12 protein-coding genes are annotated in these 13,770 nt (G+C 73.1%); 8 read left to right on the top strand and 4 right to left on the bottom strand.

All coding sequences use genetic code 11. The features are described from left to right. Positions 1–52: 52 nt before the first annotated feature. The 4 genes from SM450_RS27800 to SM450_RS27785 are packed head-to-tail and all read right to left on the bottom strand — an operon-like array spanning position 53 to position 3,013. Entirely contained in the window at positions 53–967 is a 915-nt protein-coding gene (locus tag SM450_RS27800; protein WP_474622737.1) for a glycosyltransferase family 2 protein, read from the bottom strand. Beyond that, entirely contained in the window at positions 964–1,962 is a 999-nt protein-coding gene (locus SM450_RS27795) for a sulfotransferase family protein (protein WP_474622736.1), read from the bottom strand. The genes SM450_RS27800 and SM450_RS27795 overlap by 4 nt, the downstream gene beginning before the upstream one ends. Further along, the gene (locus SM450_RS27790) at positions 1,959–2,537 is read right to left on the bottom strand and encodes a glycosyltransferase (protein ID WP_474622735.1); all 579 of its coding nucleotides are present in this window, start codon (positions 2,535–2,537) and stop codon (positions 1,959–1,961) included. Before SM450_RS27790 ends, SM450_RS27795 begins: the two co-directional genes overlap by 4 nt. Continuing rightward, complete coding sequence (locus SM450_RS27785; protein ID WP_474622734.1) at positions 2,537–3,013, bottom strand: UDP-N-acetylglucosamine--LPS N-acetylglucosamine transferase; 477 nt, start codon at positions 3,011–3,013, stop codon at positions 2,537–2,539. The genes SM450_RS27790 and SM450_RS27785 overlap by 1 nt, the downstream gene beginning before the upstream one ends. Positions 3,014–3,512: 499 nt before the next feature. On the opposite strand from SM450_RS27785, the gene SM450_RS27780 reads away from it, so the two are divergent. The 8 genes from SM450_RS27780 (at position 3,513) to SM450_RS27745 (ending at position 13,636) form a co-directional block, all read left to right on the top strand. Next, positions 3,513–5,327: a Wzz/FepE/Etk N-terminal domain-containing protein gene (locus tag SM450_RS27780; RefSeq protein ID WP_474622733.1), complete on the top strand. Its 1,815-nt coding sequence runs from the start codon at positions 3,513–3,515 to the stop codon at positions 5,325–5,327. After that, positions 5,324–6,331 carry a DUF3048 domain-containing protein gene (locus tag SM450_RS27775; protein ID WP_474622732.1) on the top strand — a complete coding sequence of 336 codons (1,008 nt, stop codon included), beginning with the start codon at positions 5,324–5,326 and terminating at the stop codon, positions 6,329–6,331. Before SM450_RS27780 ends, SM450_RS27775 begins: the two co-directional genes overlap by 4 nt. After that, positions 6,328–7,815, top strand: coding sequence for an O-antigen ligase family protein (locus SM450_RS27770; protein WP_474622731.1), 1,488 nt, complete (start codon positions 6,328–6,330; stop codon positions 7,813–7,815). Before SM450_RS27775 ends, SM450_RS27770 begins: the two co-directional genes overlap by 4 nt. Continuing rightward, positions 7,815–9,023, top strand: coding sequence for a hypothetical protein (locus tag SM450_RS27765; protein WP_474622730.1), 1,209 nt, complete (start codon positions 7,815–7,817; stop codon positions 9,021–9,023). The genes SM450_RS27770 and SM450_RS27765 overlap by 1 nt, the downstream gene beginning before the upstream one ends. Before the next feature lie 17 nt (positions 9,024–9,040). After that, positions 9,041–9,904, top strand: coding sequence for a sulfotransferase family protein (locus tag SM450_RS27760; protein WP_474622729.1), 864 nt, complete (start codon positions 9,041–9,043; stop codon positions 9,902–9,904). Continuing rightward, positions 9,901–11,484, top strand: a complete 1,584-nt coding sequence (locus SM450_RS27755) for an oligosaccharide flippase family protein (protein WP_474622728.1) — start codon at positions 9,901–9,903, stop codon at positions 11,482–11,484. The genes SM450_RS27760 and SM450_RS27755 overlap by 4 nt, the downstream gene beginning before the upstream one ends. A 29-nt stretch (positions 11,485–11,513) precedes the next feature. After that, positions 11,514–12,446 (top strand): sulfotransferase family protein, encoded by a 933-nt coding sequence (locus SM450_RS27750; protein ID WP_474622727.1) that lies wholly within the window; start codon positions 11,514–11,516, stop codon positions 12,444–12,446. Between the two features lie 143 nt (positions 12,447–12,589). Then, positions 12,590–13,636, top strand: coding sequence for a glycoside hydrolase family 26 protein (locus SM450_RS27745; protein ID WP_474622726.1), 1,047 nt, complete (start codon positions 12,590–12,592; stop codon positions 13,634–13,636). Positions 13,637–13,770 lie beyond the last annotated feature (134 nt).

Here is a 13,770-nt window from a genome sequence, read left to right as displayed (position 1 = left end):
GCGACCGAGGTCGCCCGCCCGTTGTCGTCGTCACCGCTCGGACGACCGGCGGTCAGATACCCCGGCCGCGCTTGTGCAGCGTGCGCAGCACCCGGTCGGCCTGCACCGCCCGACTCGCCACGGCCAGTGCCAGGTAGGCGCGTGGTTCCTTCGGATTGCGCGCCAGCGTGCGCCGGGCCCAGCGGACCGCGTCACGTCGGTTGCCCATGGCCGCCTGCGCGAAGGCGATCTGGCCGGCCACCCGCGCCTCGCCGTGCGGGACGGTGGCGAACTCGGGGTAGCGGCGGAGCAGCCACTGCAACGCGGTCGAGATCGTCTCCCAGCGCTGCGCGAAGTAGGACCGCTTGTGCCAGCGGACCAGCACGTACGGGCTCTCCACGTTGACCAGCGGGGCGTAGCGGGCGGCCCGGAGCAGGAACTCGTAGTCCTCCGCGTAGCTGCCCGGGATCTGCTCGTCGACCAGGCCGATCGCGTCGACGAGCGCGGCCCGGCGGATCAGGAAGGTGGACGGGTGCAGCTCGGTGAGCCGGTCGCGGAGCAGCGCCTCGAGCGAGATCCGCGACCGGTCCAGCGAACGGTCCACGGTGCGGTCGTCGTAGCTGACCCGGATGCCACAGCTCACGAGCGCGCCGTCCGGGTGCGCGTCGAGCGCGCCGAACTGGGCGGCCAACTTGCCCGGCAGCCACTCGTCGTCGTCGTCGCAGAACGCCACCCAGTCGCCGGTGGCCGCCTCGATGCCGGTGTTGCGCGCCCCCGCCAGCCCGGCGGTGTGGGTGTTGGTGATGACCCGGATCCGCCGGTCGCCACGATCCGTCTCCAGCGACCGGTCCGGCTCGGACTGGTCGTAGACCACGATCGCCTCGATCAGGCCCGGATGCGCCTGGCTGAGGATGGCGTCAAGCGCCGCGCGCAGCAGCTCCGGACGGTCCCGCGTCGGTACGACCACCGAGATGCTCGGCCCACTCATGATCTCTCCACGGAATCGTCGGAACCCCGCTGGCCCAGGTAGCCGTAGCGGACTCGGAGGGGCAGCGTGGCCAGGCTGACCACGGCCCGGCTGCGGCGCGGCAGGCGGTCCCGCCACGCCTCGTCCCGCCGTACCGTCAGCGGGCCGCCGCTGAACCGCAGCGGGTTGCCCGCGACGCTGTGCGCCCGGAACGGCGCGGCCGGCTGGGCGGCGGTGTCCGCCGGGCCGCCGGCCAGGATGCGCAACGCCGCCGGGTCGTCCGGCAGGTCGGTGAACTCACGCAGCCGGCGTACGGTGCCGGCCGGGTCGGCGGTGAAGTCCTCGTAGCGCAGCCGCAGCACCTTCGCCCGCGCGGCCAGCAGGTGGAACGCGGCGTTCTGCGCGGTCCACAGCTTGCTCACCTCGAACGGTGAGAAGGTCGGCATGAAGTCCTCGCCGTCCACCACCTCGGGCCGGCGCACCTGCTTGCCCCAGGAGTAGGCGACCGCCCGGCTGTCCCGGACCAGGTGCAGCACCCGCAGGTCGAGCCCTTCGGCCCAGCTCAGCGCGAACGCGAGCGAGGCGTGCTTGCTGGAGTCGACCACCACCCGCGCCCCGGTCACCGCGAGCGCGGCGCGGTAGATCCGGGTGTAGAGGTCGCCGTAGCGGCGGACGTCGGCGAGTTGCTCCGGGGGGAGCGCGTTCTTCGCCAGCCGGGGGATGTGCCGGGTCCGGTCGACCCGGTCCTTGAGCGCCAGCACGTCGTCCCGGTCGACCGCGGACCAGCCGCCGAAGGCCTGCTCGCCGACCTCGCGCCAGAACGGGCAGGCGGTGAACCGCTCGCCGCAGCCGCACCGCTCGTCGGCGCCGAGCGCCCGTTCCCAGAGGTGCACCACCTCACCGACCGCGCACACGTCGGGGCTCTGTGCGAGCAACAGCTCCAGCAGGGTGGAGCCGCTGCGGCCGAGACCGCCGACGAACAGGACCCGCGGCTGTGCCGGTGCGGGGGCGCTCATCCGCGCCGCCCGCCGGCCCGTTGGCGGACCCGGCGGGCCACCAGCTCGTCGATCACGGCGCCGACCCGGGCGACCGCCTCGGCACGCGGGTCCGGGCGGCCCGGGTCGGCGGCCAGGGCGAACCGGCTCGGATCGGCCAGCCCCTCGTCGAGGGCGGCGAGCAGCTCGGCCTCCGACTCGCAGAGGCGGACCATCCCGGCCGCGCCCAGCCGCCTGGAGAAGAGCTGCTGGTGGTTGTCGACGTGCTCGTCGTGGGCCGGGTCGCGGGGCACCACGATGGGCAGGTGGCCGGTGCGCCGGGCCTCGGTGATGGTGGCCGGGCCGCCGTGGCTGACCACGAGCGTGGACTCGGCCATGGCGCGTTGCAGCTCCTCGTGGCCGAGGAACGGGGTCGCCTCGGGCAGGGCCGGCGTGCGGCTGTGCCCGTACTGGAGGACCAGCCGGACCTCGGGCCGGGCGGCGTGCCAGCGCTCCAGCCAGCCCACCAGGCGGTCGAAGCGGTGCACGTCGGTGCCGACCACGACAAGCACGTAGGGCGCGGACCGCCGGTCTCGCTGCCGCGGAATGTGCCCCATCAGAGGAGGTTCCCCACGACTGTCGCCTCCGGGTACATCCGGCGCTGCTCCTCCCACTGGACGAGCATCGCGCTGAGGAAGGGCCGGCAGAGCCGGGCGGTGAGCGTCGCGCTGTCGATCCGGTCGTACACCTCGATGTAGACCGTCGGGATCCGGCGCAGCCGGGCCGCCACCACGAACGGCAGGGCGACCCCGGCGCCGGTGGTGACCACCGCGTCCACCCCGCGTCGACGGATCACCTTCAGCGCGAGGAACGCGTTGCGGACCAGGTTCTTGACGTTGCGGGTGGTGGGGTGGTGGGCCCAGACCACCTCCTCGCCGTCGAGCAGCGACCGGGCATCAGGTGTGTCGAACGTGACCCACGCCCGGCGCCGGTCCCGGTACCAGGGCTCCAGGGCCAGGAGTTGGGCCAGATGCCCGCCACTGGATCCGACCAGCAGGACCTGCCCCGAGCCTTCGGTTGACCCGCTCACCACAACGTTTCCTCCCGTACGGCTGCGACCGCGTCCGGATTTACGTGAATGACCCTCGGACGCGCCATGACAACCTACTGGCGCGCCCATGGACAACTGAAGGGCCTGTTGGACGGATCCCGGCCGCCGGTCGGTTCACCACGGGAATCCCGTCGCCGGGATCCGATCCGCGGTGCGACTCGGCAGGTCAACACCTGTGACACCGCCGGGACGGGCCGGGCCGACCACGCCGCGAGGGATGTGTCAGGATTCCGTCACCGCTCCGCACGTGAGCCGGCGGCGACGTCGACCACCGGAGGCAAGGTCGGGCCCGCTGCCGGGAACCCGCCGAATGGCCAGCTCCAATCGGCCATCTCTACGCGGGCTGCCCACACCCGGGCAGGCTTACCGGAACGTGAGCAGACTTTCCCTCAACGTTCGGATCGGGGACACTCGAAGTCACGGTCAGTTCCAGCTGTGCCGTGGACTGCCCGGCTCGGTCGAAAGGGAGCGACAGACTCTGATGCCCTCACCCCATTTGGCCGAGAGCGACGCCGACGGTCTTGCCCTGATGGCCTACCTGGGCTGGCTGCGCCGCCGCTGGTGGATCCTGCTGCTCGCCGCCGTCCTCGGCCTGGCCGGCGGCCTGGCGGTGAGCCAGCTCCAGGAGTCGCGCTACACCTCGACCACGTCGCTGCTGGTGCGCCCGCTCGGCTCCGGCGCGGAGAGCAACCCGAACGCCAAGGTCAACCTCGACACCGAGGCGCAGGTGGTCCGCTCGCTCGTGGTCGCCGAGCGGGCCAAGGGCCTGATGAAGGTCGACACCGGCGGCGACGTGCTCGTCAAGTCGGTGACCGTCAACGTGCCGCCGAACAGCCAGATCCTCCAGGTGGCATACGAGGCGGGCAGCCCGGCCCAGGCGCAGGCGGGCTCGCACGCCTTCGCCCAGGCCTACCTCGACCTGCGCAAGGCCACCGCGCAGAAGACGCTTGAGAACGAGACAAACGCGCTCAAGCAGCAGATCGCCGACGTGCAGAAGCAGCTCAGCACGGTCGCCGGCCGGATCGCCGCGGCCCCGTCCAACTCGCCGGAGCGGGAGCGCGCCGAGGCCGACCGCAACGTGTTGACAAATCAGCTCAGCGGGCTCAACAACCGGCTCAGCCCGCTGGTCTCCACCGACTCCGACCCCGGCGAGATCATCTCCGACGCCCGGCTGCCCGAGCGGCCCAGCTCGCCGAACCGCACCCTGAACCTGGCCAGCGGCATGGGGGCCGGCCTGCTGCTCGGCATCGTGCTGGCGCTGGTGCTGGACCGGCTCGACACCCGGATCCGGCGCGGGCGCGACATCTCCGACCGGGTCGGCCTGCCGTTGCTGCTCGAGCTGAACTCCCGGGTGCCGTCGCTCTCCGTCCTCCCCGCCACCCACCGGGTCTCCCGCGAGCTGGGCCGGCTACGCAACGTGCTGCTCTCCGCCGTCCCCGAGCCGGCCCAGGCCGGGCGCGGTCGTCAGCTCCTGCTCTGCGACGGCTCGGCCGGCACCGCCGCCGGGTTCGTGGCGGCCAACCTGGCCGCCGCGTACGCCCGCACCGGCGCGCAGGTCGCACTTGTCACCACCAAGCCGGACTCGGCGTTGAGCGGCATCACCGGGGTGGCCGAGGGCCGGCACAGCCTCGCCTCGGTGCTCCGCCGCGACGTGCCGGCGCTCAAGGCGCTGGCCCCGGTGCCGGGTCTCGGCCAGCTCCGGGTGCTCGTCCCGGGCGACCTGGACGCGGAGGTCGAGCTGCCGGTCGCCGGCCTGCTGGAGATCCTGCACGAGTTGACCGCGCGCTTCGACCACGTGCTGATCGAGACGGCGCAGCCGACCCACGCCGTGGAGGCCCAGGCCCTGGGCCGCTACGTCGACGCGGTGATCGTGGTGGCCGAGGCCGGCAAGACCCGCAGCGGTGAGATCACCGCGGCTCTTCAGCAGTTCGAGCAGGTCAACGCGCCGGTGATCGGCGCCGTGCTGGCGCCGCGCCTGCCCGCGCCAACCGGCGGCGCCACCCGTCCGTCGACGCCGGCCGCGTCGGCCGGCTCGACCGCTCCGGCGACCCCGCCCGACCGAAGCAAGCCCCGCCCGAGTCCCGGCCCGTCCGCCGAGTCGACGATGGTGCTGCCGCGCATGCAGTCGTCCCGCTCCGGCCCGGCCGCCGGCTCGGCGAAGCCGGCGGCCCCCGGCAAGGGCGCCGCTCCGGGCAAGCCGATGCCTGTCAACGGCGCCGGCGGCACCTACCGTTCCCGAGGCGACGGCGGCGACGGCCGCAGCTACGCCATCGACTCCGGCGAGGATCTGGGGTGAACCGCAGGCAGATGCTCCGCGCCACCCTCGCACCGGCCGTCGTCCTCGGCGTCGGCGCGGGGTGCAGCGAGCCGCAGCCCAAGCCGGGCGGCGCCAACGTGGTGGACCCGGGCGACGTGACCACGTCGTCGGCCGCGCCCAGCCCGACGTCGAGCCTGCCGGCGGGCCCGTTGACCGGGGCGCCTGTGGGTACGGCGGCGGCGGCGACCCGCCAGGCGGTCGCGGTGCCGCTGCGGGTGAGCCCCGCCACCACCCCGGCCGGCCTGGACGCCGCCGACCTGGTCTACGCCGAGTTCGCCGAGTCGGACACGCTGCACCTGACCGCGGTGTTCCACTCCAAGGACGCTGTCAAGATCGGGCCGGTCACCGAGATCCGGCCGGTCGACATCCGGTCGGTGTCGGTGCTGCGCCCGTTCGTCGGCTACGACGGCGGCCCGACCGGCTTCCTCAGCCAGTTCGAGAACTCCGACCTCGACGGCGTGACCCCGGACGACGGGGGCAAGGTCTTCAGCGGCGACTACACCTCCACGGCCGCGCTGCTCAAGGCCGCCCCGAAGGGTGGCCAGCCGCCCACGCCGGCGCTGGACCACGCCACGAACGGCGACGCGCTCGCCGCCCGGGACCTCGCACCCGCCGCCGAACTGTCCGTCACCGTCTCCGGCGGCCCGCCGATGACCTGGCGGTACGACAAGCAGAAGTCGCTCTGGTCGAGCAAGGTCGGCACCGCGACGGTGACCGCCGCCTCGGTGATCGTGCTGACCATGGAATACCGCACGCTCGAGGTGCGGAAGCCGTCGTTCCGCTCGCTGCCGTCGGCGAACGTCTTCGGCGAGGGCGCGGTGGTGGCGGTGTCCGGCCCGAACAGCGCCAAGGGCCGGTGGCGCAAGCCCGGCCTGGGGATGGTCTGCACGCTCGCGGACGCCGGCGGTGACCTGCTGCACCCGCAGCCCGGCAACGCCTGGGTGATCTACGCGCCGACCACCGCCAAGGTAACCGTGAAATGAGCACCGTCACCCCACCCCGCCCGGCGCGGGGGTCGGTGCCGCTCGGCGCGGTGACGCCGCCGGAGGGGAGCCGTCTCCCGCCGGTCCGGCTCCGGCCGAAGGGGTGGTCGTGGCGGCTGCCGACCGCGTGGCCGCTGATCTCGCTCTTCCTGCTCTGGCCGGTGTGGTGGGCGCTCGGGGTGTCCAGTTTCGTCTTCATCATCTTCGCGGTGCCGATGATGGTGCAGATGGCCCGGCGAGGTCCGGTCCGGGTGCCGCCCGGCTTCGGCATCTGGCTGATCCTGCTGCTCTGGTTGTTCCTGTCCGCGTCGACGCTCGGGCTCACCGCCCCGGACACGCTGCCGCCAGATGGTGGCGGCGGCCGTTACCTCGGCTGGGGCATCCGACTGGCCAACTTCGTCGCCATGACCGTGACGATGCTCTACGTCTACAACCTCAGCGAGCGGGAGCTGTCCCAGCGTCGGATGATCCGGCTCTTCGGGTTCATGGGCGTGGTGGTGGTGATCGGCGGCTGGCTCGGCTCGCTGTTCCCGACGTTCGGGTTCGTCGCGCCGCTGCGTTTCGTCCTGCCGCACTCGATCGCCACCCACCCCTTCGTCGCCTCGCTGATGGACGTCAAGTTCGCCCAGGTCCAGCAGGTGATCGAGGGAGAGGCCAGCTCACCCCGACCGTCCGCGCCGTTCACCTACACGAACTCGTGGGGGGAGAACACCGCGATCCTGCTGGTCTGGTTGGTCGTCGGCTGGGTGGTGCTGGGAAGGCCGCTGCGCCGCACGGCCGGGGTGGCGATCGCCCTGGCCGCGATCTTCCCGATCATCTACTCGCTCAATCGCGGGCTCTGGATCGGCGTCGGCATCGCCGCGGCGTACGTGGCGCTGCGGCTCGCGCTGCGCGGCCGGATGGTGGTGCTCGGCGGGCTCGCCCTGGCGGTGGGGCTGATCGGCGTGCTGATCGTCGCCACCCCGCTCGGCCGCACCTTCGACGAACGGCTCCAGAACGGGCACAGCGACGACATCCGCACCACTCTGTCCGAGGGCGCGGTCACCGCGGCCAACCACTCGCCGATCCTCGGCTACGGCGGCAACCGGGCGCTGATCGGCAGCAACCGCTCGATCGCGATCGGCAAGTCCGACGACTGCAAGCAGTGCGGCAACCGGGAGCTGGGCAGCAACGGCCAGCTCTGGGCGCTGCTCGTCGGTCAGGGCTGGGTCGGCGCGCTCGCCTACAACGGCTTCTTCCTCTACTGCCTCTGGCGATATCGGCGCGACCACAGCGCGATCGGGATCGCCGGCACGCTCGTGATCATTTTGATGCTCTTCTTCCAGTTCACCTACGGGGCACTGGAAGCCACCCTCGCCTACGCCCTGATCTCGGTAGCCCTGCTGGCCCGCAACGACCGGCACCGCCGGGCGCTCGCGCCGACGCCACCTCAGGGCACGATCGCCGGGCTACGGGCCCGACTGGAAGCTGCCGGTGACCGCTGATGGTGTTCCTCGTACCCCCGGACGGCGACGGCCGTTCCGCCTACCTCGGTGAGCTGGCCGGCCTGATCTGGCCCGAACCGGCCGAACCGGCCCTGCGCCGGGGTGGCGCCGGCTGGGTCGTGGTGCCCTCGGCCGCCCGTCCGCGACTGCTGGTGCCCACCGGCTCGGGCCGGGCCGCGGCCGGCGCCGTGCGGCACTCCACCGAGGCGGTCGGCCGCAAGGCCAAGCTGGTCCGGCAGGGGCTGGCCACCGCGTTCCGGTTCGGGTTGGGGCCGTTGGTGTTCCGCGACCGGCTGGTGGTCGACGGCGGCGGCGGGCTGGACGCCTACCTGACCGAGGTGCTTGGCGAACCGGCGCTTGTCAGCCTGCACATCGGGCCGGCGCGGGCCAACCGCAAGCCGGTGCTGCAACTGCTCGCGCCGGACGGCCGCGCCCTCGGGTACGCGAAGCTCGGCGTCGACCCGCTGACCCGCGCCCTGGTCCACGCGGAGGCCGCCGCGCTGCGCCGCCTCGCCGGCCTGCCGCTCGGCCCGGTCGTGCTGGCCGGGGTACGCCACCACGGCGAGTGGCACGGGCATGCGCTGCTGGTGCAGGAGGCGCTGCCGGTGCGGCTGCCCCGGGCCACCCCGGCCGCCGCGGAAGCCGCCGAACTGGCCGCCATGGTGGCGGTCGCCGGCTGCCTCGGCGTACGCCGGGAGTCGTGGGCGGGTAGCGGGCACGCGGCGCGGCTCGGTGCGGCGGTGGACGCGCTCGGTGACCGGCCGGAGGCCGGGCGGCTGCGCGCGGTGCTGGCCTCGGTCGCCGAGGCCGACCCGGTGGTGGCCTTCGGCGCCTGGCACGGGGACTGGAACGGCGGCAACAGCGCGGTGCTCGCCGACGGCCGGGTGCTGGTGTGGGACTGGGAGCGGTTCGAGTCGGACGTGCCGGCCGGCTACGACGCGCTGCACCTGGCGGTGCAGGGCGCGATGAGCCACGACGGGGTGGAGCCGGTCGAGGCCGCCCGGGCGCTGATCGCCGGCGCCGACCGGACGCTCGCGCCGTTCGACTCCGACGGCGGGAGCGCCGACCTGGTCGCCGTGCTCTATCTGGTGGAGTTGGCGGCGCGTTATCTGCGGGACCGGCAGGCGGAGGCGGGTGCGCGACTGGGGCATGTCGACACCTGGCTGCTGCCCGCCGTGGAGGAGCACCTGGCCCGCCGGGCCGGGTGAGAGTGAGGGGTGGGGACGTGACGGTGGCCAGGGAGCAGGCGCTCCGCGCGGTGAAGTCGGTGAGCCGGACGGTGGGTCGGTTGACCGCGGGTTCACGGATGGTGCCGGGATTCCTGATCGTGGGGGCGCAGCGGTGTGGCACCACCTCGCTGTTCAAGACGCTGTCGCAGCACCCAGGTGTGCTGCCGCCCGCGTACCACAAGGGCGTGCACTACTTCGACATGGACTACCGCCGGGGGATGAGCTGGTATCTCGGGCACTTCCCCACCACCGGCAAGGCGGAGGCGGTGAAGGCGCAGCTCGGCGTACGCGGGATCACCGGCGAGTCGAGCCCCTACTACATGTTCCACCCGCTGGCCGGGCAGCGGATCGCCAAGGACCTGCCGTCGGTGAAGCTGCTGGTGCTGCTGCGTGACCCGGTGGAGCGGGCCTATTCGGCGCACTCGCACGAGCTGGCCCGCGGCTACGAGACCGAGGCGGACTTCGAGCGGGCGCTGGCGCTTGAGGAGCAGCGGACGGCGGGCGAGCGGGAGCGGATGACCGCCGACCCGACGTACAACAGCGAGCACCTGCAACACAACGCCTACCTGGCCCGGGGCCGCTACATCGAGCAGGTGGAGCGGCTGGAGGCGCTTGTCGGCCGGGACCGGCTGCACGTCATCGACAGCGACGACTTCTTCGCCGACCCGCGGCCGTCCTTCGATGCGGTCTGCGACTTCCTTGAGCTGCCCCGCTGGGCGGACATCGCCTTCGGCAAGCACAACTCGCGGTCCCGGTCGCCGATGTCGGCCGAGCTGCGGGCCCGGCTGGAGGGCCACTTCGCCCCGTACGACGAGCGGCTGGCCACCTGGTGGGGACGCGAGCCGTCGTGGCGGCGGTGAGCCGGACGGACGCCGACGCCACGGTCGTCCTACCGGCGGTCCGGCCGGCTCCGGGCGCGGGCCTGGGCGGCGTGGCCCGGCAGGGCTTCGCCAACCTGGTCGGGGTGGGCCTGGCCGCGGTGGCCGGGTTCGGCCTCAACATCGTCATCGCCCGGGGCTGGTCGGTCCGCGAAGCAGGCATGTTCTTCGCGGCCACGAGCGCCTTCATGATCGCCGCGTCGGCGGCCCGGCTCGGCACCGACGTGGGCACCGTCTACTTCGTCAGCCGGCAGCGGACCCTCGACCGGCGGGACCAGATCCGCGGCACGATCCTGGCCGGGCTGCTGCCGGTGCTGGCGGTCGGCGTCCTGCTCGGCGCGGCCGGCTGGCTGGCCGCCCCGGCGCTGGCCCGGGCGACCATGCCGGAGGCCGGCCCGGACGCGGTGACCGCGCTGCGCATCCTGCTGGCGTTCGTGCCGCTGGCGGCGTTGAACGACTACGCGCTCGCGGCCTGCCGCGGCTTCGGCCAGATGCGCCCGTTGCTGACCGTGGAGCGGCTCGGCCGCACCCTGGTGCAGTTCCTGGCCGTGGCGGTCGCCGCGTGGCTCGGGCTCTCCGCCACCGTCGCGCTGCCGCTGGCCTGGGTGGTGCCCTACCTGCTCGCCGCCGTGGTCGCGCTGGTGTGGCTGGGCCGGCTGGTCGGCCGGGCCGGGCGGCAGGTGACCCGACCGGTCCCGGCGGGCGAGATGCTTGTGCCGTTCTGGCGGTTCACCGGGCCCCGCGCGGTCAGCAGCGTGGCCGCGATCGTGGTGCAGCGGCTGGACATCGTGCTGCTCAGCGCGCTGCGCGGGCCGGCGGACGCGGCGATCTACACGGCCGCGACCCGCTTCCTGGCGTTGGGGCAGCTCTCCAGCGTCGCGCTCTCCAGCTCGGTGCAGCACCGGCTGGCCGCCGCCTTCGCCCGCGACGACCGGGCCGAGGCCCGGCAGCTCTACCAGGCCGCCACCGGCTGGTTGGTGCTGCTCTCCTGGCCGGCATACCTGATCTTCGCGGCCTTCGCCGTGCCCATGCTGGCGTTGTTCGGCGAAGGCTACGCCGACGGCCGCCGGGTCGTCGTCCTGCTCGCGCTGACCATGTTGGTGGCGACCGGGTGCGGCATGGTGGACATGGTGCTCAACATGGCCGGCCGCACCGCGTGGACGTTCTACAACGCGATGGGCGGCACGGTGCTCAACGTGGTCGCGAACCTGGTGCTCATCCCGCGCTACGGCATCCTCGGCGCCGCCCTGGCCTGGACCGTCTCCATCCTGGTCACCAACCTGGTGCCGCTGACCCAGCTCTGGTGGTCGATGCGGCTGCACCCGTTCGGCGCCGGCTCCCGGGCCGCGATGGCGCTCGCGGTCGTCGCGCTTGGCCTGCCGCTCGGGGTGGCCAGCCTGCTCGGCGCCACGCCTGTGGTGCTCGCGCTGGTGACGGCCGTCGGCACGGGGGCCTACCTGGCCGGCGTGTGGCGCTGGCGGCGCACCCTGCACCTCGACGCGCTGCGGGCGTTGCGCCGTGGCCGCAACCGGGCCGGGGCGGACCCGGCCGCCCAGTCCTGACCCGTTCCTGCGTACCGATGGGACCTTCGATGACAAGCGACTCCCCCCGCGCCCCGCACGCCGGGCTGTCCACTGTGAAGGCGGCGAAGCTCGCCGCGGTCGGCCTGCTCGCCGACCGCAAGGAACGCCGGGATCTGGAACGCCCGGTGGAGGCCGGCAACCGGAGGTTCACCCTGAAGGTGGAGCGGCCGATCTTCATCCTCGGCGCCCCGCGCTCCGGCACCACGTTCCTGGGCAGTTGCGTGGGGGCCCTGCCGGATGTGTCCTACCACTACGAGCCCCGGCTGACCAAGGCGGTCGCCCGCTGCGTCTACGAGGGAAGCTGGACGCCGCAGCGCGCCGCGCGCTACTTCCGCGGCTACTACGGCGCGCTGCTCGCCGCGTCCGGTCACGGTGGGCTGCGGTTCGCCGAGAAGGACCCGGAGAACTGCTTCATCGTGCCGTTCCTGGCCGAGATCTTCCCGGACGCGGTCTTCCTGCACGTCTACCGGGACGGTCGGGACGTGGCCGTGTCACACGCGGAGCAGCCCTGGTTGAACGCCGCGTCGACGGGCACCGGACGCAGCGGCCGGGGCGGCACGCCGTGGGGCGCGGCACCCCGGTTCTGGGTGGAGCCCGACCGGCGCGACGAGTTCACCCGGGTCTCCGACCTGGGCCGGTCCGCCTGGATGTGGCGGCGCTTCACCGGCAGCGCGCTGACCCAGCTCGCCGAGCTGCCCGCCGACCGGGTCCGGCACCTGCGCTACGAGGACGTCGTCCACCGTCCGGCCGAGGCGGCCGAGGTCGTCGCCGACTTCCTGGAGGTGGGCGACCCGGCCGGGCGGGAGGCGTTGCACGCCCGGTTCGCGAAGGCCCGGCCCAACTCGGTGGGGCGGTGGCGGCAGCGACTGACCGAAGAGGACCTGGCCGACGTGCTGGCCCAGGCGGGTCCGCTGCTTACCGAACTCGACTACCACCCGTGAGGGCACGTCCACGGGTAGAGTGCCAGAGGTCGCCCGCCCGACCCGGCGTGCCGCTCCGCTGACGCGGAGACCTCGGGTCGTCGACCGTGCGCCGGCGACCATCCTGGGGAGAGGTTGCGGTGGTACGACGGTTTCGACGGACGATGGCGACCCTGATCGCACTGGCCCTTCTGGCACCTGTGGTCGCGGCGTGCGACTCCGGTCCGCCGGACCCGGCGGACCGGACGACGTCGGCGGCGCCACCCCCGCCCACGGTGACGCCCCGCAAAGGTGACGTCCAGACCACCGGGCGCGGGCCGGAGCTGCCCGAGAAGGGCGCCTGGGTGGGCGCCTGGGTGAAGCCCGATTTCCACAACGCCACCGGCCGCGCGTCGGCGTGGGACGACTTCAACCAGGCTGCCGGCGGCCAGCTCGCCATCGCGCACATGTTCCACGAGTGGAACGAGCCGTTCCCGGGCGGGACCGAGCGGGCGTTCCAGGCCCAGGGCAAGCTCCAGATGATCTCCTGGCAGGGCACCGACACCCGGTCGACGGTCAGCGGCGTCTACGACGCGCTGATCCGCCAGCGGGCGCAGGACGTCAAGGCGTTCGGCGTGCCGGTGCTGCTGCGCTACCGGTGGGAGATGGACCGGCCGAACCTGGCCGCGAGCATGCACTCGCCGGAGGACTACGTCGCCGCCTGGAAGCACGTGCGCGGCATCTTCACCGAGGCCGGGGTCACGAACGCGGCCTGGGTCTGGTGCCCGCACGCGGACGGGTTCGCCGAGCCCAGCCGACGGGCCGCCGACTACTACCCGGGCGACGACCAGGTCGACTGGCTCTGCGCCGACGTCTACCCCAGCCCGGAGTGGAACAGCTTCCCCGACCGGATGGACCGCTTCATGGCGTTCGCCAAGAAACACCCGCGGCCGGTGGTGATCGGCGAGTTCGGGTTGACCCAGGACGGCCGGCCGGGGCAGCGGGCCGCGTGGATGCGCGAGGTCGGTCCTTACCTGAAGAAGCACCCGCAGATCAAGGCGGCCATCTATTTCGCGGCCCGGCAGACCGAGAAGCCGTTGTACGACAGCACGTTCGGCGACGACCCGGAGAGCGAGGCGGTGTTCCGGGAGATGGCCACCGACCCGTACTTCGCCCCGCCGATGCCTGACCTCAACGTTTCCGCTGCGCCACCCTCCGTAAGCAATCGGTGATCTTTCCTCGTCTTTTCGTGCGACCCGGTCCGCTTCCTCGGCCAAAAAGACCGATCCCGGGTGGACGCGGGGCGGCCGGATGCGAGAAAGTGTTGCTCTCACGTCTGCGGTCGGCCGGGTTATCCCACCTCACG

It is taken from the genome of Micromonospora marincola (assembly GCF_056150385.1).
Note: the sequence above shows the minus strand (reverse complement) of the source record. Positions and strands in the feature narration are given on the sequence as shown.